Origin of the sequence: Escherichia albertii NBRC 107761 = DSM 17582, assembly GCF_000759775.1 — a bacterium.
GTDB classification, from domain to species: domain Bacteria; phylum Pseudomonadota; class Gammaproteobacteria; order Enterobacterales; family Enterobacteriaceae; genus Escherichia; species Escherichia albertii.
Window position 1 is genome coordinate 1 of sequence record NZ_BBMY01000086.1, and the last position, 20,857, is coordinate 20,857.

Below are 20,857 nucleotides of genomic sequence, written 5' to 3' on the forward strand. Positions count from 1 at the left end.
CACCCGCACCGTGTTACTGGAATAAAGATCGAAATTGGGTATATCCGCACTAAACGCCTTACCCAATTCACGGGCATCACGAGTACCTTTTACGGTAATCCCTGTTTTATCTGATAAACATGGGTTGCCGGAACGATCGCAACGCTCTGCATGACGAAACATAACGATAACCGGGCGCTGCTGTGCCAGTCTGGCCAGCGTTTTATTGTCAATACGCGGCAACCCATTACCACTCCATGCTGTATGTGTTCCCAGCCCCACCATTGTGGCAAGCGCCAGCAAAATGGCAGCATGTTTTTTCGACGTCAATAAAGTCCGGCAAAAGGCTAACACGTAAACACCACCTATAGGCAAGCGTAATCAGATAAATGCCATGAAAATAAACGATATTTTCATCGGTAAATAGCGACTGGAGAGATATTAAAAATCTTACAACGCACGCAAAATGCCTTAAAGTTTTGCCAAATGCAAAGCATAAATAAGAAAAAAACAAAAAAATTTAATATGTAATACTTATAGTTATTTCTTAAGGTTAAGTTAACATTCTACCCTTAGCATTCTGCCCCAAATGGCAAAATATACATAACGTTCCCTATGGCAAATATAAACAAATAGCGGGGATAGGTTTTCAATGGCTGAAGGAAAAACAATGTCAGACTTTTTGCCTTTTTCACGCCCATCAATGGGTACGGAAGAACTCACCGCAGTAAAAGACGTTCTCGAATCAGGATGGATAACCACTGGCCCGAAAAATCAGGCGCTGGAAGAAACCTTCTGTCAGTTAACGGGAAATCAATATGCCATCGCTGTCAGTTCTGCCACTGCAGGAATGCATATCACCTTAATGGCATTGGGCATTGGCGCTGGCGATGAAGTGATTACGCCGTCAATGACCTGGGTCTCGACCCTCAATATGATCGCCCTGTCAGGCGCAACACCAGTGATGATAGATATCGATCGCGATACTCTGATGGTCACTCCTGAACAAATCGAAGCCGCCATTACCTCCCGAACTAAAGCGATTATTCCGGTACATTATGCCGGAGCGCCTGCAGATATGGACGCTATTCACGCCATTGCCGAACGTCATGGTATCGCGGTCATTGAAGACGCCGCTCATGCCGTCGGTACGTATTACAAAGGTCAGCATATTGGCGCGAAAGGTACCGCCATTTTTTCATTTCACGCCATCAAAAATATTACCTGCGCAGAAGGTGGACTGGTGGTGACCGATGATGAAAATCTCGCCCGCCAGTTACGGATGCTGAAATTTCATGGTCTTGGCGTTGATGCTTATGACCGGCAAACCTGGGGGCGCGCTCCGCAGGCAGAAGTATTAACTCCGGGCTATAAGTACAATCTTACTGATATTAATGCTGCGATTGCCCTGACGCAGTTACATAAATTAGAGCAACTTAATGCCCGCCGCCGCGAAATTGCCCAGCAATACCTGCAGGCGATGCAATCTCTCCCCTTTCAACCACTAAATCTTCCTGTATGGTCGCACGTTCATGCCTGGCATCTGTTTATTATTCGTGTCGATGAACAGCGTTGTGGCATCAGCCGCGAGGCATTAATGGAAGCATTAAAAGAAAAAGGCATTGGCACCGGATTGCATTTCCGCGCCGCCCACACGCAAAAATATTATCGCGAACGTTTTCCCACACTATCGTTACCTGATAGCGAATGGAACAGCGAACGGATCTGTTCATTGCCCCTGTTCCCGGATATGACCACCGCCGATGCCGAACGCGTCATCGCGGCCCTTCACCAACTCGCAGGACAATAATTCATGTCTGAAATCCACCCTGTTAAGAAAGTCTCGGTGGTTATTCCTGTTTATAACGAGCAGGAAAGCTTACCGGAATTAATCAGGCGCACTACCGCCGCCTGTGAGTCGTTGGACAAAGAGTATGAGATCCTGCTGATTGATGACGGCAGTAGCGATAATTCCGCACAAATGCTGGTCGATGCCTCACAAGCGGAAGGAAGCCACATAGTGTCAATTTTACTTAATCGCAATTACGGGCAGCACTCGGCGATTATGGCGGGTTTCAGTCATGTGACGGGCGATTTGATTATTACCCTTGATGCCGATTTGCAAAATCCCCCAGAGGAGATCCCGCGTCTGGTCGCTAAAGCTGATGAAGGTTATGACGTGGTAGGCACCGTACGCCAGAATCGTCAGGACAGTTGGTTTCGTAAAACGGCATCGAAGATGATCAACCGTCTGATCCAGCGCACCACCGGCAAAGAAATGGGGGATTATGGTTGCATGTTACGCGCTTATCGGCGACACATTATTGATGCCATGCTGCATTGCCATGAACGTAGCACCTTTATTCCTATCCTGGCGAATATCTTTGCTCGCCGCGCCATTGAGATCCCGGTACATCACGCCGAGCGTGAGTTTGGTGAATCCAAATACAGCTTTATGCGCCTGATCAATTTGATGTACGACCTGGTGACCTGCCTGACAACCACGCCGCTTCGTATGTTAAGTCTGCTCGGCAGCATTATTGCGATTGGAGGTTTTAGCATTGCGGTTCTACTGGTAATTTTGCGCCTGACGTTCGGCCCACAATGGGCGGCAGAAGGTGTATTTATGCTGTTCGCCGTGTTATTTACCTTTATTGGCGCTCAATTTATTGGCATGGGATTGCTCGGTGAATATATCGGCAGGATCTACACAGATGTCCGCGCCCGCCCCCGTTATTTTGTTCAGCAAGTTATCCGTCCCTCCAGCAAGGAAATAAAATAATGAAAACCGTTGTTTTTGCTTATCACGATATGGGTTGCCTGGGTATTGAAGCCTTGCTGGCTGCCGGTTATGAAATTAGTGCTATTTTTACCCATGCCGATAATCCTGGCGAAAAAGCGTTTTATGCTTCAGTCGCCCGTCTGGCGGCGGAAACGGGAATTCCAGTTTATGCACCAGATAATGTCAATCATCCACTGTGGGTGGAACGAATCGCCCAAATGTCGCCAGATGTGATTTTTTCTTTTTATTATCGCCATCTTATTAGCGACGATATTTTGCAACTGGCTCCCGTGGGGGCATTTAATTTGCACGGTTCATTGTTACCGAAATACCGCGGACGTGCGCCGCTGAACTGGGTATTGGTAAATGGCGAGAACGAAACAGGCGTTACGTTGCATCGGATGGTAAAAAAAGCCGACGCCGGAGCGATTATAGCGCAACAACGGGTCGTTATTTCCCCGGATGACATTGCTATTACACTGCATCATAAATTGTGCCACACGGCACGCCTTTTACTGGAACAAACATTACCCGCCATTAAACATGGTCATTTCCAGGAAATCGCCCAACGCGAGAATGAAGCCACCTGTTTTGGCCGCAGAACGCCAGATGACAGTTTTCTCGACTGGCACAAACCGGCAGACGTACTGCATAACATGGTGCGCGCAGTAGCCGATCCGTGGCCCGGTGCTTTCAGCTACGCCGGCAATCAAAAATTCACCGTCTGGTCGTCGCGTGTTCATCCTGATACAAGCACCGCACAGCCGGGGAGCGTAATTTCTGTTGCACCACTGCGGGTGGCCTGTGGTCATGGCGCTCTGGAAATCATCACCGGGCAGGCAGGCGATGGTATTACCATGCAAGGCTCACAACTGGCACAAACTCTGGGTCTGGTAGAAGGTTCACGCCTGAATAACCAGCCGCTTTGCGCTGCCCAACGTCGTACCCGAGTATTAATCCTCGGCGTTAATGGTTTTATTGGCAATCATCTGACAGAACGCCTGCTGCGCGAAGATCATTATGAGGTCTACGGTCTGGATATTGGCAGCGATGCTATCAGTCGTTTTCTAAATCATCCACGTTTTCATTTTGTCGAAGGCGATATCAGCATTCATTCTGAATGGATTGAGTATCACGTCAAAAAATGTGATGTCGTATTACCGCTGGTGGCAATTGCCACACCTATTGAATACACCCGTAATCCTCTGCGTGTATTTGAATTAGATTTTGAAGAGAATCTGCGCATTATTCGTTACTGCGTGAAGTATCGTAAACGCATTATCTTCCCGTCGACCTCAGAAGTTTACGGAATGTGTAGCGATAAATACTTCGATGAAGATCATTCTAATTTGATTGTCGGTCCGGTGAATAAACCGCGCTGGATTTACTCGGTATCAAAACAGTTACTTGACCGGGTTATCTGGGCATATGGCGAAAAAGAAGGATTGCAATTTACTCTCTTCCGCCCGTTTAACTGGATGGGCCCACGACTGGACAATCTCAACGCGGCACGCATCGGCAGTTCGCGCGCTATTACGCAACTTATTCTCAATCTGGTGGAAGGTTCGCCAATTAAGCTGATTGATGGCGGAAAACAAAAACGTTGCTTTACCGACATTCGGGATGGCATTGAAGCACTGTTCCGCATTATCGAAAACGCGGGTAATCGCTGCGACGGCGAAATTATTAATATCGGCAATCCTGATAACGAAGCCAGCATTGAAGAGCTGGGCGAAATGCTGCTGGCAAGTTTTGAAAAACACCCGCTCCGTCATCATTTTCCACCGTTTGCTGGTTTCCGTGTGGTGGAAAGCAGCAGCTATTACGGGAAAGGATATCAGGATGTGGAACACCGTAAACCGAGTATCCGTAACGCCCGCCGCTGCCTCGGTTGGGAACCGAAAATTGATATGCAGGAAACCATTGACGAAACACTGGATTTCTTCCTGCGCACGGTCGATCTTACGGATAAATCATCATGACTCAGGTTGGCCTGCGTATTGATGTCGACACATTTCGTGGCACCCGTGAAGGCGTGCCGCGTCTGCTGGAGACTTTAAACCGTCATAACGTGCGAGCCAGTTTTTTCTTCAGCGTTGGCCCTGACAATATGGGCCGTCATTTGTGGCGGCTGGTGAAGCCCAAATTCTTATGGAAGATGCTGCGCTCAAACGCCGCATCACTTTATGGCTGGGATATTTTGCTGGCGGGGACGGCCTGGCCTGGAAAAGAGATTGGCGATGCCAATGCCGACATCATTCGCGAAGCGGCTAAATACCACGAAGTCGGCCTGCATGCCTGGGATCACCACGCATGGCAGGCCCGGAGCGGAAGCTGGGATCAGCAAACGATGGTGAACGATATTGCTCGCGGCCTTCGTACACTGGAAGAGATTATCGGTCAACCAGTAATCTGTTCTGCCGCTGCTGGCTGGCGTGCCGACCAGCAGGTGGTTGAAGCCAAAGAAACATTCCATTTGCATTACAACAGCGACTGTCGGGGCGCCATGCCATTTCGTCCGCTGCTCGAATCGGGGAAATCCGGCACCGTGCAAATCCCGGTAACATTGCCCACCTGGGATGAAGTAATTGGTCGTGAAGTGAAAGCAGAGGATTTTAACGGCTGGCTTCTTAACCGTATCCAGAGAGATAAAGGTACGCCGGTTTACACTATTCATGCAGAAGTCGAAGGCTGTGCCTGGCACCATGATTTTGTTGATCTCCTGAAACGTGCGGCCCATGAAGGGATTACATTTTGTCCGTTAAGTGATCTGTTACCGACATCCCCTGACGCTTTGCCGCTTGGGCAAATTGTTCGTGGAAGTATCCCTGGACGGGAAGGCTGGCTTGGTTGCCAACAAACTGTGAGTGCTCTTCCATGAAATCAGTTCGCTATTACGCTGCATTCTTTGCGTTTATTGCCGTCTATTATCTGTTGCCGATCAACACTCGCCTGCTCTGGCAACCTGATGAAACGCGTTATGCGGAAATCAGCCGGGAAATGCTTGCCTCCGGCGACTGGATCGTGCCGCATCTGTTGGGGTTGCGTTATTTCGAAAAGCCGATTGCCGGATACTGGATCAACAGTATTGGGCAATGGTTGTTTGGCGCGAATAATTTTGGTGTTCGGGCTGGCGCAATCTTCGCAACCTTATTGACTGCGCTCCTGGTTAGCTGGTTTGCCTGGCGTTTATGGCGAGATAAGCGCCTGGCGCTTCTCGCCATGCTCATTTATCTGTCGCTATTCATTGTCTACGGCATCGGTACTTATGCCGTACTCGATCCGTTAATTGCGTTATGGCTGATAGCTGGAATGTGCAGCTTCTGGTTAGCAATGGAAGCGCAAAACTGGAAAGGGAAAAGCGCAGGATTCTTACTGCTGGGATTAACCTGCGGCATGGGGGTTATGACGAAAGGTTTTATCGCTCTGGCCGTCCCGGTCTTGAGCGTACTGCCATGGGTGGCAATGCAAAAACGCTGGAAAGATCTCTTCATTTACGGATGGTTGGCGGTCATCAGTTGCATCGTGGTCGTCTTGCCGTGGGGACTGGCGATAGCGCAACGAGAGCCTGATTTCTGGCATTACTTTTTCTGGATTGAGCATATTCAGCGCTTTGCTATGGATGATGCCCAGCACAAAGCCCCCTTCTGGTATTACTTACCCGTGTTCATTGCCGGAAGCCTGCCCTGGTTGGGATTACTTCCGGGCGCCTTGCGAACTGGCTGGCGAAACCGCCCCCATTCCGGGACCGTGTACCTGTTAAGCTGGACGATTATGCCGTTGCTGTTTTTCTCTATCGCTAAAGGTAAACTGCCAACCTATATTCTTTCCTGCTTTGCCCCTCTGGCGATACTAATGGCGCATTACGCTATACAGGCGACAAAAAATAACCCTCTCGCGCTACGCACCAACAGTTGGATAAATATCGCATTTGGCGTTATTGGCATTATTGCCACGTTTATTGTTTCCCCCTGGGGGCCAATGCGTGCGCCGATTTGGCAGAACTTCGAAAGCTATAAAGTCTTTTGTTCATGGTCGATTTTTTCGCTATGGGCACTTTTCGGCTGGTACACATTAACGAAAGTGGAAAAAACCTGGCCCTTTGCGGCGCTTTGTCCATTGGGGCTGGCGCTGTTAGTGGGATTTTCGATTCCTGACAGGGTAATGGAATCAAAACATCCACAGTTTTTTGTCGAGATGACGCGAGAATCGCTACAACCGAGTCGCTATATTCTTACCAACAGTGTTGGGGTTGCGGCAGGACTGGCATGGAGCCTACAGCGTGATGACATCATTATGTATCGCCAGACTGGCGAACTGAAATATGGCCTCAACTACCCGGATGCAAAGGGGAAATTTGTCAGCGGCGATGATTTCGCCAGCTGGCTAAGCCAACATCGCCAGGAGGGGATTATTACACTCGTACTCACGATTGACCGCGATAAAGATATCAACAGCCTTGCCATTCCGCCCGCTGATGCCATCGATCATCAGGGACGTCTGGTACTCATTCAGTATCGTCCTAAATGATCTGGTTGGTATTAGTCTTTGCGAGCCTGCTTAGCGTTGCCGGGCAACTCTGCCAGAAACAGGCGACTCGCTTTGTGGCGATAAGTAAACGGCGCCAACATATCGCCCTGTGGATGATGTTGGCGCTGGTCTGTCTCGGCCTGGCGATGGCGCTCTGGTTACTGGTATTGCAGAACGTGCCCGTGGGAATTGCCTATCCCATGCTGAGCCTGAATTTCGTCTGGGTAACGCTGGCGGCAGCAAAACTCTGGCATGAACCGGTAACCATACGGCACTGGTGCGGAGTGGCATTGATTATTGGCGGCATTGTGATTCTTGGGAGTACGGTGTAATGGGGATAATGTGGGGATTATTCAGCGTCATTATTTCGTCTGCAGCGCAATTAAGCCTCGGTTATGCGGCGGGTCATCTGCCGCCGATGATGCAGTTTTGGGATTTCATCCCGGCGCTTTTTGCGTTTGATATCGGCGCCCGGATGCTGGTCGTCGGACTGACAGGGTATCTGCTCTCAGTTTATTGCTGGTATAAAACGCTGCATCAACTGGCACTCAGCAAGGCGTATGCCTTGTTGAGTATGAGCTATGTGTTGGTATGGATTGCATCAATAATACTTCCCGGCTGGGAAGGAACTTATTCACTGAAAGCCGCGTTGGGCGTCGCCTGTATCATTGGTGGATTAATGGTGATTTTTTTGCCCGCCCCCAAACAACGCTACTGACTTTTCCCATCGGATTGACACTGCCGCGCCCACTCCTCAACGCTATAACAGCTTGCCGATATCACTTTCACCGTGCACTGCTTTTCCCGGTTAATACAGTAAAGGGCATTCTGTAAAGGAGAGAGCAGATCCCCCACTTTCATGGCGAAGTCACTCTTTACTTCAGCGATCATTTTTATCGCCCCCCCGACATTGCAGAGCACAAGTATATGTTTGTTATCTTGTTTATCGCAGCATGACTTTTTGATCAGCCATTCCATTGCATTATCCTGTCAGATAAGATTTTTCATATTAATTTACACATTAACAGATAAACCTATCATCAATAGCAATGGAATGGTGAAAATGAGATATAAAACTAATGATTTCTTAATACTGGCGTTGAACCCACTCTTTTAATGCCTGACGCGAAATTTTAATCCCCCCATTTTTCAGCTCTGGCGGAAGCGTAAACCAACGCACCGGTTGTTGAAAACGGGCCAGTTTATCTTTCACCCATTCGCTAAGATCACCATTTTCGTGGTCATACTCCACAACCGCTACCGGGCGATGACCAAACTCTTTGTCTGCAACGGGAACAATAAACACCTGCAAAACCGCAGGATGCGCATTAATCACTCGTTCAACTTCTTCCGGCTGAATGCCTTCGCCGCCGCTAAAGAACAGATTGTCCAGACGCCCAACAATAGTCAGCTTGCCATCATGCATCTCGCCGCGATCGCGCGTGGCGTACCAGCCTTCGTCATTGACCAGCGGCACCAGTTGCCCGTTACGCCAGTAACCTTCCGCCATACTGGCGGCCCGTAGCCACACCTCATCGTTGACGATTTTAACTTCCCGCCCCGGCAACGGCGAACCGACATCAGCCAGGCCATCAGCTTCTTTCACACAAACCGTGGAGGCGAATTCCGTCAGACCATAACCACACCAGCAACGAATGCCCTGCTCGCGCGCCTCCTCCGTCAGTTCGACCGGGATCGCCGCACCACCAAGCAATACCGCTTTCAGGGACACAGAACTGTGGTTAACCAGCAAACGCCAAAGCTGCGTCGGTACCAACGACGCGTGGGTACAACCTGCCAGCATTTGTTCCAGCGGCTGTTTATCGCGTACCGTCATCCGTGCGCCAGCATACAACCAGCGCCACATAATCCCCTGGCCGGAGACATGGAATAGCGGCAAAGAAAGCAACCAGTCGTCCTGCTCACCAAACGGAATCAACGATAGCACGCCTTCGGCACTTGCCAGATGCGCCTGACAGGTATGGACAGCGGCTTTCGGCAACCCGGTAGAACCAGAGGTCAACGTCATTGAGCACAGACGAGTTAGCTGCCACGGAGCGGCATGTACGCCTTCGGCTGCCTGAATATGCAGCAATGTTAACGCCGGAAAGGTGTTTTCTCCCTCCGGCGCCAACGCAAATTGCAGCGTAAGATTAGGCAGTAACGCCTCAAGCAACGATTGCGGAAGCTGTGGATTGACGGGAAGCACCCGTGCTCCACATTGCAATAACGCCAGCCAGGCAAGCAGCGTTTGCGGCGAATTCCACGCCCGTAACATCACGCCGCTGCCAGCGATCACGCCCTGCGACGCAAAGCCCGATGCTAACGCATCCACACGAGAGCAAAGCTCATGCCAGTTGAGTTGCTCGTTATTGAGTCGTAAGGCAGTAGCTTTTCCCCGCACCTGCCGCCAGTGACGCCACGGCCAGTCTGAGAAAATCATAACAACCGCTCCAGTGCATCAACCTCCACTAATGGCAGCGGGCTACCCGGCCAGCGACGAACCTGCTGCGCCTGCATCAAATCCAGCGTGTCCAGCCCCGGAATAGTGTCTGGCGTTAACCAGGCAGCAATCCGCGCCAGTTGTGTTAAGCCTAAGCTCGACTCAATGGAAGAACTGATCACCGCCGTCAGCCCCAGCGCATGGGCCGCCTGTACCTGCTCGCACACTTTATCCAGACTGCCTGTGAGTGTGGGTTTGATAACCACCGCACGTACACCCTCTTCCGCCGCAAAGGTAAAATCAGGTTCACGCAGACTTTCATCCCAGGCAATGGCAATGCCGGTTTCACGGGCAAACGCACGCGAATCATCGCGGGTTTTGCACGGTTCTTCGAGAAAAGCAATGCGATCGCGATAATCCGGGTTAACGTATTTGGCAAACTGCTGGCCTTTCAGCGGCGTCCAGGCGCGATTCGCATCAAGACGCAAATGCAGATCCGGGATTGCCTCCAGCAACAAATTCACCACCATGCCGTCACGCACCGCCTCATATAATCCCACTTTGACCTTCGCCACTTTCTCGCCCGGCATATCAGCAAGTTTGAGAATAAGATCGTCGGGATCGCCATTACATAACGGTGCAGCACGGTAATTCGCCGCCTGCGGCAACGCATCGGCGAGCTCTGCCAGCGCACAGCTCACGCCAAAAGCCACCGAGGGCATCTCTGGTAAGGCACAATCGCCAGTCAGCCAGCCATTTACCCAGGTAAGCAGCGCGCTTTGCGCCTCTTCCCAGCTTTCCTGACTGAAACCCGGCAGTGGGGAGATCTCTCCCCACCCTTCGCGCTCGCCGTCGCGCAAGCAAACGTATAGCCCGTCGCGGGTTTTTAACCGCCTGTCGCGCAGAACCACCCCCGCGTCCATGGGGATCTGCCAGCGGTATACCTGCGCGCTACGCATTACGGATTCCGCTTGAATTTGCTGAAATCAGGCTGACGTTTCTGGTTGAAAGCGTTGCGCCCTTCCTGACCTTCTTCGGTCATGTAGAACAGCATGGTGGCATTACCCGCCAGTTCCTGCAGACCTGCCTGTCCGTCACAGTCGGCGTTCAGCGCAGCTTTCAGGCAGCGCAGCGCCATCGGGCTGTTTTGCAGCATTTCACGGCACCAGCGCACGGTCTCTTTTTCCAGATCCGCCAGCGGTACAACGGTGTTCACCAGGCCCATATCCAGCGCTTGTTTCGCGTCATACTGACGGCACAGGAACCAGATTTCACGCGCTTTTTTCTGCCCGACAATGCGAGCCATGTAAGAAGCGCCCCAGCCACCATCGAAGGAGCCGACTTTCGGGCCAGTCTGGCCGAAGATGGCATTTTCCGCCGCAATGGTCAGGTCGCACATCATGTGCAGAACGTGACCACCGCCGATGGAGTAGCCTGCAACCATTGCCACAACCGGTTTCGGGCAGGTACGGATCTGACGCTGGAAGTCCAGCACGTTCAGATGATGTACGCCGGAGTCATCTTTATAGCCGCCGTAATCGCCGCGCACTTTCTGGTCGCCGCCGGAGCAGAACGCTTTATCGCCTGCGCCAGTCAGAATGATCACGCCAATGCTGTCGTCATAACGCGCATCCGCCAGCGCCTGAATCATCTCTTTTACCGTCAGAGGACGGAAGGCATTGCGCACCTGTGGACGATTAATGGTGATTTTTGCGATACCGTCGGCAGATTTTTCATAACGAATGTCCTCAAAACCTTCGGAGCAGTCGTGCCATTCAACCGGTGCGTAAAGCATTGCTTCATCAGGATAAATCATATTGTGTCCTTTAGTCAGAAACGCAAAATCTGCGCCAGACATGCGATGACGCCAGCGGGGTTTTCCCGGTGCGCGTTATGTCCGGCGCGAGGAATTACATGGCAGTCGGCAGCCAGTTCCGCCGCCAGAGCGCGGAATTTGCTGTCTCGTTCACCACATAAATAATAAAACGCAAATGTACGGGCGCTAAGATTAGCACGTAAATCAGGCTGGACGGATAGCGAGGTGGCCTCCAGCATCGCTGCAAGCGTTATACCGTTATTGTTACTGCGCAACGCCACCAGCTTCCGGCGTTGTTCGTCATTTAGCGAGGCAAAAACAGGCTGTTGATACCAGTCAGAAAAAACTACGGCTAACGATTCTGTGCGAAAACGTTGTGCCCAACGATGATCGGAACGCTGGCGTTCTGAGCGTTGTTCAGCACGTTGCAGCCCCGGATGTCCACCTTCAACAATGAGTCCACACAGTCCCGACATCCCCTGACAAGCCGCCATCATCGCCACACGTCCGCCAAGCGAATATCCCACCAGCCAGTAATTAAGGATATTGTAACTAACAAGGGTTTTACGCAGTAAACCAATGACATCCGCAAAACCATCAACGCTAATTGCCGCCGAACCACCGTGACCAGGGAGATCAACATACAACCGCGAGTAGTCGGCAAACGCCTCGCCTGTTTCCTGCCATTCCCGACAATCGCCAGAGAAACCGTGCAAAAACACCAGCCAGGGCAAACCAGGCTTACCGTGTTTTGCCTGTGCGTGGAGGATCATAAATGACTTACCTGCGCCAGCAGTTGCTGGAGAGTCTGCGCGCCGTCGGTATCATTAACCACCATTTCAATTACCGTGGCGGTTGGAGTGCGCCACGCACCCGCCAGGACCGACTCAAATTCATCCCAGCTTTGTGGGCGATGATATTTCAGCTCGAACATGGCAGCAGCGTGCTCAAAATGAACATTTTGCGGCATCAGATAAAAACGCTCGCGCTCGTTTTGAGGTGTCGGTAACAACGAGAAAATTTGTCCGCCGTTGTTGTTCACCACAATTAATACCAACGGCGCGGAAACCTGACGCAGCAACGCCAGTGCGTTCAGATCGTAGAGGGCCGAGAGATCGCCCACTATCGCTAGCGTAGGTTTTCCACTCGCCCGCTGAACGCCCGCAGCGGTAGAAACCAGCCCATCAATACCACTGGCGCCACGGTTGCTGTATACCGGATACCCCGCCGGAAGTTGCGAGAGGGCATCAATCAAACGCACCACCAGGCTGTTGCCGACAAACAGTTGTCCCTGTTCAGGCAGATAATCGTTGATACGATGCGCCAGTTGCGCTTCGCCAAATACATCACGGCGAGAGATAACCGCCTGCATTGCCTGTTCAGCCAGACGAGGGATCTCCGCGCACCAGGGCTGGCGTTTTTCAGCCGGATGCAGCTCCAGCCAGTCGGCAATATTGGCAATTAGCCGACGCCCACGATGGTGCGCAGGATCAAGCCGCCCTTCGATGTTATCGACAATCCAGTATTCTTCTGGTTCGCAATTCGCCTGCCATTGCAGTAGTCGTTTGCCGGTCAGACTGCTACCCAGTTGCACGACAATCTGTGCCTTTTGCAACTCGCTGATAGCTTTGGCATTGCTTAACCAGAGATCGGCGCACGGTAATGGCTGCCCGGTTTGCGACAACACATCGCCAATCAACGGCCAGCCAAGAGTCTGCGCCCACAGAGCAACCTTTTTGCCCTCTTCCGCACTCATACGCCCGGCAACCACCACGCCGCGCTTTTGCCGCCAGAAGAACCAGTCGCGCTGTTTTTCGCTCTCCAGACGAGGCGCCTCGCGTAGCCACGGTTTATCATCCTGCCACCAGTCGCCCAGACGTTGTTGCCACGCGAGCCCGGTATCGTCCATCTCGCCATACAACGGTTCTGCAAACGGACAGTTGATATGTACCCCGCCCGCATGCAGCGTACCGAGAGCGTGGTCGATGGTGGATACCAGCCAACGCGCAGGAATATCCTGAGTCGGGCGCGGTAGTGAAATACTATGTGCAGGGTGAGAAGCGAACATACCCGGCTGACGAATCGCCTGATTCGCGCCGCAGTCAATGAGTTCCGGCGGGCGATCGGCCGTTAACAGGATCAGTTTTTCTCCGGTTAACCCGGCTTCAATCAACGCCGGATAAAGATTAGCCACCGCAGTACCGGAGGTAACAATCACCGCCACCGGCTGTTTGCTGACCTTCGCCAACCCCAGCGCCATATGCCCCAGACCACGCTCATCAAAATGGGTATGGTGAATAAAAGCGGAATTTTCCGCTGCCGCTAACGTTAACGGTGTAGAACGAGAACCAGGAGCGATGCAGACGTGTCTTACGCCGTGACGCGTTAATGCTTCCAGAATGACCGCCGCCCAGCGTCGGTTAAATGCGCTTACTGACATGAGTTTGTCCGGTATCAATATTGCGGCTAAGTATAAGGAGCTACAAAAATAGATTATTGATATGAATCGGTAATGATGCGACTCATTACTGTTCTATTTGTAATAAAGTGCGCAGCCCTGCCGCTTTGTTGTCGATTTCCTGCCACTCTTGCTCAGGATCTGAGCCTCGGACAATGCCTGCTCCGGCATACAGCCGCACGACATTGCCGCTGATTTTCGCCGAGCGCAGGGAAACGCAGAATTCACTTTGTTGTGTAGAGAGATAGCCAGCAGACCCCGCATACCATTCACGTGTAAACGGTTCATGCTGCGCGATAAATTGCCGCGCCAGATCGCGAGGTAACCCCGCTACCGCCGCCGTTGGCTGCAACTGGTGCAAGCAGACAACATCATCTGCTTTATTGAGAGAAGTCCAGATACAGCGACGCAGATGCTGCACTTTACGCAGACGAAGCACCTGCGGCGGTAACACATCCAGCGCCTGAGTATCAGCCTGTAGCCGCTGGCAGATATCTTCAACTACCAGCATGTTCTCCCGCTGATTTTTATCATCCGCCATCAGCCAGTCACCCAGCTTCTGCGCCTGTTTATCATCGGGATGATTCGCCACCGTTCCCGCCAGTGCTTCAGTGCGCAATGCGGCGTCGCGCCGCCGCCATAGTCGCTCTGGCGAGGAACCCAGAAATGCGCTTTCACCATCAAAAGCCATAAAGAAATGATAGCAGTTCAGATTGAGCCGACGGCTGGCAGCCATCATTGCCGCAGCGTTAACCGGGCTTGTAAAATGCAAATCGGTCGCCCGCGCCAGCACGACTTTATCCAGTTCACCTTCCGCTATCGTTTCGGTCGCCAGCTTAACTAACCGTGTCCAGCCCGCTTTATCAGGCCAGTGATTTTCTTGTGTAGTGGTTAAATGCAGCGCAGGTAAAGGTTTAATATTCGCCAGAGTAGTGATTAATTCTTTTGCCTGATTTGCATCGTGCTGGAGAGAGCTTTCGCTGAAAAGAGTCAAACGAAGCGTGGCTTTACCGGCGCAGCGCCGCCATTCCAGACGTGGCAGAAGTAAGTTACCTTGTGACGGATCAAAAGAATTTAGCCCCCAAATGCGTAAATCGGTGTGCTCCGGGTACTGGCGAAGAAAACGTTGCGCCTCATCAAGTGAATGAAAATTAACTAACGCGCCCAACACAGCGGCTTCTTCATCGCCATTGCGTTGTTGCCAGTAAAATTGCGGATACGTCTGCTGACAGGCCAGCCAGCTTAAGGCATCGAAGGCATCATTGAGGGGGAAAGGAATATCGAAAACCCGAATGCCGGGTGTCGCTGGAACCGTTTGCGACAAATGGCGCAATAAATTTTCCAGCGCCGTAGTGAGTGATTGCACGCGGACCTCTCCCTGTTAAAAGCCTCACATTATACGGGGTACTCCACAAAAAATGCAGTACCCCAGTTTGGTGAGGTTTTTAACGGCGTGCCAGCAACAATCCTAATACCAGCCCAACCGCAGCCCCCACGCCAATCCCCTGCCAGGGTTTTTCATGTACGTAGTCGTCGGCACGATACACCGCCTGTTTCGCCCGATAATAATAGCTATCAGAAGCCTGACCTACCCGTTTTTTCACATCATCCAGCGCCTTTTCTGCACGCGCCTTTAGCTCAACATATTTTTGATCGGCGGGATCGCCAGAAGAGCGAAGCACCTCTTCCAGTGTTTCACTCAACAACGTCAGGTCGTCATCGATATGTGTATCACCAAATTGATTAGACATCTCATCCTCCATTTGCATAAAACCTGCCACTAACTATAGACAACGGTTATCGATTACGCCTGAATGGCTTCGCGCGCCATCCCGATATGCGCAATACCGTCCTCTTCATAAATATCGCTAACCGGAGTAAAGCCAAAACGACGGTAAAAACGTTGCAGATGCGCCTGTGCGCCAAGATAGATGGGTTTATCGGGCCAGTGGCGAGCGCATGAATCAAGTGTTTTACTCATCAACTGCTGACCGAGTTTCTTACCCCGTAAAGCTTCACTGACTACCACCCGACCAATCACGACAGGTTCAAGCTCATCATCGCTTTTCAGGATCCTCGCATATGCCACCAGTTCTCCATTGTGCCAGCCAAGAATGTGACGGTTTTCCCCCACCAGATCGTCGCTATCAACATCCTGATAAGGGCAATTCTGCTCAACGACAAATACTGCGCAACGCAGTTGTAATAGGGCATAAAGCTGAGAAACTGATAATTCTGAGTGATGAAGATCCTGCCAGTCGATCATGATACGCTCCTTTTGGTTGTATGCCTTATACTAGCCGGAATATTTTCAGCAGCGTGATGAACTCATGGAATTAATTTTTTTAGGTACTTCAGCGGGCGTGCCGACCCGAACGCGTAATGTCACGGCGATATTGCTAAATCTGCAACATCCAACACAAGCAGGGCTTTGGTTATTTGACTGCGGTGAAGGTACTCAGCACCAGCTACTCCACACGGCATTTAATCCTGGCAAACTGGAGCGCATCTTTATTAGCCATCTTCATGGCGATCATCTTTTCGGCTTGCCTGGTTTACTCTGTAGCCGCTCGATGGCTGGCAATGCACAACCGCTTTCAATTTATGGGCCGAAAGGGATTCGGGAGTTTGTTGAAACTGCACTCCGCCTGAGCGGCTCGTGGACGGATTATCCTCTGGAGATTGTTGAAATTAGCGCAGGTGAAATTCTTGATGATGGTCTGCGCAAAGTAACCGCATATCCACTGGAACATCCGCTGGAATGTTACGGCTATCGCGTAGAAGAACATGATAAACCTGGAGCGTTGAATGCCCAGGCCTTAAAAGCGGCGGGCGTGCCGCCTGGCCCACTGTTTCAGGAATTAAAAGCAGGCAAAACGATCACGCTGGAAGGCGGTCGACAGATTAATGGCGCTGATTATGTATCAGCGCCTACACCAGGTAAAGCAATCGCCATTTTCGGCGATACTGCCCCTTGCACAGCAGCACTGGAGTTGGCTAAAGGCGTGGACGTGATGGTTCATGAAGCAACACTCAATATGGAGATGGAAGCCAAAGCGAACAGTCGGGGGCACAGTTCGACCCGCCAGGCGGCGACGCTGGCCCGTGATGCCGGTGTATGTAAGCTGATAATTACCCACGTCAGCTCGCGCTATGATGACAAAGGATGCCAGCATTTATTACGCGAGTGTCGGTCGATTTTCCCGGCAACAGAGCTGGCGGAAGATTTCGCGGTGTTCACCGTATAATCTTGCAGCTAACTGATAACAGCACAAAACAGGCAACCAAAACCATTATCAAGCATCCAACACGGCCAATCTGCTATATTGCTGACTGGCCTGATATTTTTCACCTGAATATTGGCTAACGTCTACTATCCATCAGTCCTTCCGCCAACCCGACCAGTCGAATAAATTCTGCCCGGTAGCCCTGTTGATCCTGCCCTTTTGCCTGCTGCGCCCACTGTTTGATTTGTTGCCAGGAGGTATCGTTCAAATATTCGGAACCACGTAACTTTTGCCCATATGCAGCTACTGCTGCACGAAAAAGCATATCTTCTGAAGCAATATTAATCGTGGGGGCCAGTGGGAATTCAGCTAACTGACTTTCTTTTCCCTGCGGGGATTTCCAGCGTAATTTTAGCCAGGCTAACTCTTTCTCTTTGCCCGACTTTATAGGCGTCTTCTCCGACGTGTAGCGTAATTTATCTACCGCCGCTTTTTGTCCGTTGAGTGTTAATTCAAACAACAAAGTTATATGTTTACCTGCGCCAATATCGCCAGCATCAACGTTGTCGTTATTAAAATCCTCTGCCTGCAGTTGGCGCTTTTCATAACCAATCTGACGGTATTCCGTCACCCACGCAGGGTTAAACTCAATCTGCGCTTTAACATCTTTTGCCACGGTAACTAACGTCTGATGCATTTCGCTGTTTAACACTTTCTGCGCTTCAGAGAGGGTATCAATGTAGCTGTAATTACCGTTGCCAACATCGGCAATTCTCACCATCATTGCCTCATTGTAATTATCCCTTCCAACACCCAGCGTCGATAGAGTAACACCAGACTCCCGCTGTTTTTTCACCATTGATTCAATCGATTTTGGATCGTCAATGCCGACGTTAAAATCTCCGTCAGTTGCTAATAAAATGCGATTGACGCCACCTTTAATAAACCCCTTCGCTGCCTGCTGATAAGCCATCTCCAGCCCGGCGCCGCCATTAGTACTGCCTCTGGCATTCAGCGAATCAATAGCAGCATTGATTTCATCTTTATGATTCCCGGAGGTAGAAGGCAACGCAATACGGGAGTCACCGGCATAGGTCACGATAGAAATGTTGTCCTGCTCACGGAGTTCTTTAACCAGCAATTTCAAAGAAGACTGAATTAGAGGTAAGCGTTCATCAGAATACATTGACCCCGACGTGTCGATAAGGAAGACCAGATTAGAAGCAGGCAGCGCTTCACTTTTGAGATCCTGCGCCAGAATATCCACTTTCAGTAAGGTACGCTGCTCATTCCATGGCGCTGGCGCCAGTTCATAGCGCATAGCGAAAGGTATTGGCTTAGAAGCCGGAATAGATTGTTTGTCATTAATAACCCAGTCAGACGGAAAGTAATTCACCATCTCCTCCACCCGCACAGCGTCTGGCGGAGGTAGCTGCCCCTGATTGAGAAAACGGCGCACATTCGCATAACTGCCGGTGTCAACGTCAAGACTAAATGTCGCCAACGGGTTTTGCGCTACCTGCTTAACTGGGTTGTCATCAAACTGCTGGTAGCGGGCGGTTCCTAGATTTGATATACGCGTAGCTTTTGCTTTGGCTACGCTTTCATATGCTGGCGCTGCCTGCAATTGTCCCTGTAAAGCTTGTTGATCTGTGTATTGTTGCGTTTCATTTTGTGTCGTTTCGGCTAAAACTTTTGTTTTCGCATCTGCGGCCGCTTTGGCTTCGGAGGCTCTTTGCTCCGCCACTTTTGTTGCAGCTTGTTGCGCGGCATATGCTTGCTGGTCTGTGGATGTACTGGATTGTTGTTGCTGATTTTCCTGATCATCAGGTTCCTGCCCGCATCCTGTCAAAATCAAACCGCCGATAAGCAGCATAATTATATTTTTATTTCTCATATAAATTCCTTTTAAAAAGACGCATACCTTGTCGTAGAATATGTCTTTTATATACCTCTGTCAGTATGAATGAAATACATCACTGGCACTCATCATGAACAATGATAAAAAAACATATTTCATTAATAATTTATATATGAAAAGAATCATTCCTCTCTGCGCTATATTGCTAATATTTTTTCTTCCTTTACTTGTTTTATATCAACCTTACGTCAGCGCATTTCCTCCTTCACCGCAACACGCAAACCCTGAGCGGCTAGAAAAAATAGTACGCTATCTTTCACAAACTGAGTATCCACGTAGTGCCGACCATATTGATAAACTGAATATGTCTGCCAGCTATATTAAAAATATTTTCACAGAAAGCGGGGCAATAGTTACCGAACAAAGGGTTCCCATTATTGATGGGCCTTACAAAAATATTATTGCTGATTATGGCCCACAGGATGGACCGCTGATTATTATTGGTGCGCACTATGATTCCGCAACCAGTGATGAAAATGATCAATTAATCTATACGCCAGGCGCGGACGATAACGCCAGCGGCGTGGCAGGCTTACTGGAACTGGCACGTTTGTTACAGCAACAAGCGCCAAAAACAGGTATCCAACTGGTCGCCTATGCTTCAGAAGAACCGCCCTTCTTCCGTAGCGATGAAATGGGAAGCGCGGTTCACGCGGCTTCGCTTAATCGCCCAGTAAAATTAATGATATCCCTGGAGATGATTGGCTATTACGACTCTGCGCCAGGGAGTCAGGATTACCCTTACTCAGCTATGTCCTAGCTTTATCCCGCTCGTGGTGACTTTGTGGCTGTGGTTGGGCGTATGCAAGATATCAGCGCCGTTCGTCAGGTAAAAGCCGCACTGTTATCGGTAAAAGATCTGTCTGTTTATTCCATAAATGCGCCTGGTTTTATTCCCGGTATCGATTTCTCAGACCATCTCAATTACTGGCAGAAAGATATTCCCGCCGTCATGATTACAGACACTGCGTTTTATCGAAATAAACAATATCACCAATCTGGCGATACAGCGGACAGACTCAATTACCAGAAAATGGCGCAGGTAATTGATGGCGTTATTAGCTTGTTGCATAACAGTAAATAATAAAAATTTCTCGAGACAGCTCCAGAAAAATGACTGCCGTAATTTTATTTTGCGATATCTGATTTAAGATGCGAAGAATAAAATTCAACGGAGAAAAAACAAATGGGAATGATTGGCTATTTTGCGGAAATCAATTCAGAAAAGATTAACCAACTGCTTGAATCTGCTGAAAAACCCTTGATGGACAATATTCATGATACGCTTTCAGGATTGCGGCGACTGGATATTGATAAACGCTGGGATTTTTTACATTTTGGCCTGACAGGCACCTCTGCTTTTGATCCCGCGAAGAATGATCCGTTGAGTCGTGCCGTACTCGGAGAACACAGCCTTGAAGATGGCATAGATGGTTTCCTTGGATTGACGTGGAATCAGGAGTTAGCCGCCACCATCGAACGCCTGGAGGCACTTGACCGGAATGTGCTGCGTAAACAGTTTTCCATTAAGCGACTCAATGAAATGGAGATTTATCCGGGGGTAACCTTTTCAGAAGAGTTAGAGGGGCAACTCTTTGCCTCAATCATGCTTGATATGGAAAAGCTGATTAGCGCGTACAGACGTATGCTGCGACAGGGGAATCATGCGCTGACGGTGATTGTTGGGTGATGGCTGCGTGC

Annotated in this window: 20 protein-coding genes and 1 pseudogene; 10 read left to right on the plus strand and 11 right to left on the minus strand. The window is 50.3% G+C overall.

Going from position 1 to position 20,857, the window contains the following annotated elements:
- On the minus strand, positions 1–333 hold a 333-nt coding region (locus tag EA14781_RS14875; RefSeq protein ID WP_042335844.1), incomplete at its 3' end, for a lipopolysaccharide core heptose(II)-phosphate phosphatase.
- Positions 334–649: 316 nt separating this feature from the next.
- Between EA14781_RS14875 and arnB the strand changes: the two genes are divergently transcribed.
- Genes arnB through arnF form a run of 7 tightly spaced genes read left to right on the plus strand, consistent with a single transcriptional unit; the run spans position 650 to position 8,009 of the window.
- Positions 650–1,789, plus strand: a complete 1,140-nt coding sequence (gene arnB / locus EA14781_RS14880; protein ID WP_001279310.1) for a UDP-4-amino-4-deoxy-L-arabinose aminotransferase — start codon at positions 650–652, stop codon at positions 1,787–1,789.
- Positions 1,790–1,792: 3 nt separating this feature from the next.
- Entirely contained in the window at positions 1,793–2,761 is a 969-nt protein-coding gene (gene arnC / locus EA14781_RS14885) for an undecaprenyl-phosphate 4-deoxy-4-formamido-L-arabinose transferase (RefSeq protein ID WP_001289506.1), read from the plus strand.
- Complete coding sequence (arnA, locus tag EA14781_RS14890; protein WP_000860232.1) at positions 2,761–4,743, plus strand: bifunctional UDP-4-amino-4-deoxy-L-arabinose formyltransferase/UDP-glucuronic acid oxidase ArnA; 1,983 nt, start codon at positions 2,761–2,763, stop codon at positions 4,741–4,743. Before arnC ends, arnA begins: the two co-directional genes overlap by 1 nt.
- Positions 4,740–5,642 (plus strand): 4-deoxy-4-formamido-L-arabinose-phosphoundecaprenol deformylase, encoded by a 903-nt coding sequence (arnD, locus tag EA14781_RS14895; RefSeq protein ID WP_000195402.1) that lies wholly within the window; start codon positions 4,740–4,742, stop codon positions 5,640–5,642. The genes arnA and arnD overlap by 4 nt, the downstream gene beginning before the upstream one ends.
- Positions 5,639–7,291, plus strand: coding sequence for a lipid IV(A) 4-amino-4-deoxy-L-arabinosyltransferase (gene arnT / locus EA14781_RS14900; RefSeq protein WP_000844086.1), 1,653 nt, complete (start codon positions 5,639–5,641; stop codon positions 7,289–7,291). Before arnD ends, arnT begins: the two co-directional genes overlap by 4 nt.
- Positions 7,288–7,623 (plus strand): 4-amino-4-deoxy-L-arabinose-phosphoundecaprenol flippase subunit ArnE, encoded by a 336-nt coding sequence (gene arnE / locus EA14781_RS14905; RefSeq protein WP_000638039.1) that lies wholly within the window; start codon positions 7,288–7,290, stop codon positions 7,621–7,623. The genes arnT and arnE overlap by 4 nt, the downstream gene beginning before the upstream one ends.
- On the plus strand, positions 7,623–8,009 hold the full coding sequence (gene arnF / locus EA14781_RS14910; protein ID WP_000512331.1) for a 4-amino-4-deoxy-L-arabinose-phosphoundecaprenol flippase subunit ArnF: 387 nt from the start codon (positions 7,623–7,625) through the stop codon (positions 8,007–8,009). Before arnE ends, arnF begins: the two co-directional genes overlap by 1 nt.
- Here arnF and pmrD read toward each other — a convergent pair.
- The 9 genes from pmrD to EA14781_RS14955 all read right to left on the minus strand — a co-directional run bounded on the left by pmrD (position 8,003) and on the right by EA14781_RS14955 (position 16,274).
- Positions 8,003–8,269: a signal transduction protein PmrD gene (pmrD, locus tag EA14781_RS14915; RefSeq protein WP_000455033.1), complete on the minus strand. Its 267-nt coding sequence runs from the start codon at positions 8,267–8,269 to the stop codon at positions 8,003–8,005. The genes arnF and pmrD overlap by 7 nt on opposite strands.
- 109 nt (positions 8,270–8,378) lie before the next feature.
- Positions 8,379–9,734, minus strand: coding sequence for an o-succinylbenzoate--CoA ligase (menE, locus tag EA14781_RS14920; protein ID WP_000577631.1), 1,356 nt, complete (start codon positions 9,732–9,734; stop codon positions 8,379–8,381).
- On the minus strand, positions 9,731–10,693 hold the full coding sequence (menC, locus tag EA14781_RS14925; RefSeq protein WP_001255548.1) for an o-succinylbenzoate synthase: 963 nt from the start codon (positions 10,691–10,693) through the stop codon (positions 9,731–9,733). Before menC ends, menE begins: the two co-directional genes overlap by 4 nt.
- Positions 10,693–11,550 carry a 1,4-dihydroxy-2-naphthoyl-CoA synthase gene (gene menB / locus EA14781_RS14930; RefSeq protein WP_024164754.1) on the minus strand — a complete coding sequence of 286 codons (858 nt, stop codon included), beginning with the start codon at positions 11,548–11,550 and terminating at the stop codon, positions 10,693–10,695. Before menB ends, menC begins: the two co-directional genes overlap by 1 nt.
- 14 nt (positions 11,551–11,564) lie before the next feature.
- The gene (menH, locus tag EA14781_RS14935) at positions 11,565–12,323 is read right to left on the minus strand and encodes a 2-succinyl-6-hydroxy-2,4-cyclohexadiene-1-carboxylate synthase (protein ID WP_000600547.1); all 759 of its coding nucleotides are present in this window, start codon (positions 12,321–12,323) and stop codon (positions 11,565–11,567) included.
- Positions 12,320–13,990: a 2-succinyl-5-enolpyruvyl-6-hydroxy-3-cyclohexene-1-carboxylic-acid synthase gene (gene menD / locus EA14781_RS14940; RefSeq protein ID WP_000116404.1), complete on the minus strand. Its 1,671-nt coding sequence runs from the start codon at positions 13,988–13,990 to the stop codon at positions 12,320–12,322. The genes menH and menD overlap by 4 nt, the downstream gene beginning before the upstream one ends.
- A gap of 85 nt (positions 13,991–14,075) precedes the next feature.
- A complete protein-coding gene (gene menF / locus EA14781_RS14945) occupies positions 14,076–15,374 on the minus strand; it encodes an isochorismate synthase MenF (protein WP_001191442.1) in 1,299 nt (432 codons plus the stop codon).
- Between the two features lie 79 nt (positions 15,375–15,453).
- Positions 15,454–15,759, minus strand: a complete 306-nt coding sequence (elaB, locus tag EA14781_RS14950) for a stress response protein ElaB (protein ID WP_000070615.1) — start codon at positions 15,757–15,759, stop codon at positions 15,454–15,456.
- 53 nt (positions 15,760–15,812) lie between these two features.
- Positions 15,813–16,274, minus strand: coding sequence for a GNAT family N-acetyltransferase (locus tag EA14781_RS14955; protein WP_000568149.1), 462 nt, complete (start codon positions 16,272–16,274; stop codon positions 15,813–15,815).
- A gap of 64 nt (positions 16,275–16,338) precedes the next feature.
- Between EA14781_RS14955 and rbn the strand changes: the two genes are divergently transcribed.
- On the plus strand, positions 16,339–17,256 hold the full coding sequence (rbn, locus tag EA14781_RS14960) for a ribonuclease BN (RefSeq protein WP_000419103.1): 918 nt from the start codon (positions 16,339–16,341) through the stop codon (positions 17,254–17,256).
- A gap of 115 nt (positions 17,257–17,371) precedes the next feature.
- On the opposite strand, the gene EA14781_RS14965 is transcribed toward rbn, so the two are convergent.
- Positions 17,372–19,132, minus strand: coding sequence for a vWA domain-containing protein (locus EA14781_RS14965; protein ID WP_001244787.1), 1,761 nt, complete (start codon positions 19,130–19,132; stop codon positions 17,372–17,374).
- Between the two features lie 136 nt (positions 19,133–19,268).
- On the opposite strand from EA14781_RS14965, the pseudogene EA14781_RS14970 reads away from it, so the two are divergent.
- A pseudogene (locus EA14781_RS14970) lies at positions 19,269–20,240 on the plus strand (M28 family metallopeptidase).
- A gap of 102 nt (positions 20,241–20,342) precedes the next feature.
- Entirely contained in the window at positions 20,343–20,846 is a 504-nt protein-coding gene (locus EA14781_RS14980; protein ID WP_000525378.1) for a YfbM family protein, read from the plus strand.
- Positions 20,847–20,857: the final 11 nt, after the last annotated feature.

Excerpts from the sequence above, each read along its gene's own strand:
- menD (WP_000116404.1), bottom strand. The coding sequence starts at position 13,990 with ATGTCAGTAAGCGCATTTAACCGACGCTGGGCGGCGGTCATTCTGGAA.
- arnF (WP_000512331.1), top strand. The coding sequence starts at position 7,623 with ATGGGGATAATGTGGGGATTATTCAGCGTCATTATTTCGTCTGCAGCG.
- elaB (WP_000070615.1), bottom strand. The coding sequence starts at position 15,759 with ATGTCTAATCAATTTGGTGATACACATATCGATGACGACCTGACGTTG.
- EA14781_RS14955 (WP_000568149.1), bottom strand. The coding sequence starts at position 16,274 with ATGATCGACTGGCAGGATCTTCATCACTCAGAATTATCAGTTTCTCAG.
- menH (WP_000600547.1), bottom strand. The coding sequence starts at position 12,323 with ATGATCCTCCACGCACAGGCAAAACACGGTAAGCCTGGTTTGCCCTGG.
- pmrD (WP_000455033.1), bottom strand. The coding sequence starts at position 8,269 with ATGGAATGGCTGATCAAAAAGTCATGCTGCGATAAACAAGATAACAAA.
- arnB (WP_001279310.1), top strand. The coding sequence starts at position 650 with ATGTCAGACTTTTTGCCTTTTTCACGCCCATCAATGGGTACGGAAGAA.
- menC (WP_001255548.1), bottom strand. The coding sequence starts at position 10,693 with ATGCGTAGCGCGCAGGTATACCGCTGGCAGATCCCCATGGACGCGGGG.
- rbn (WP_000419103.1), top strand. The coding sequence starts at position 16,339 with ATGGAATTAATTTTTTTAGGTACTTCAGCGGGCGTGCCGACCCGAACG.
- arnC (WP_001289506.1), top strand. The coding sequence starts at position 1,793 with ATGTCTGAAATCCACCCTGTTAAGAAAGTCTCGGTGGTTATTCCTGTT.
- arnE (WP_000638039.1), top strand. The coding sequence starts at position 7,288 with ATGATCTGGTTGGTATTAGTCTTTGCGAGCCTGCTTAGCGTTGCCGGG.
- menB (WP_024164754.1), bottom strand. The coding sequence starts at position 11,550 with ATGATTTATCCTGATGAAGCAATGCTTTACGCACCGGTTGAATGGCAC.
- EA14781_RS14965 (WP_001244787.1), bottom strand. The coding sequence starts at position 19,132 with ATGAGAAATAAAAATATAATTATGCTGCTTATCGGCGGTTTGATTTTG.
- EA14781_RS14980 (WP_000525378.1), top strand. The coding sequence starts at position 20,343 with ATGGGAATGATTGGCTATTTTGCGGAAATCAATTCAGAAAAGATTAAC.
- arnD (WP_000195402.1), top strand. The coding sequence starts at position 4,740 with ATGACTCAGGTTGGCCTGCGTATTGATGTCGACACATTTCGTGGCACC.
- arnA (WP_000860232.1), top strand. The coding sequence starts at position 2,761 with ATGAAAACCGTTGTTTTTGCTTATCACGATATGGGTTGCCTGGGTATT.
- arnT (WP_000844086.1), top strand. The coding sequence starts at position 5,639 with ATGAAATCAGTTCGCTATTACGCTGCATTCTTTGCGTTTATTGCCGTC.
- menE (WP_000577631.1), bottom strand. The coding sequence starts at position 9,734 with ATGATTTTCTCAGACTGGCCGTGGCGTCACTGGCGGCAGGTGCGGGGA.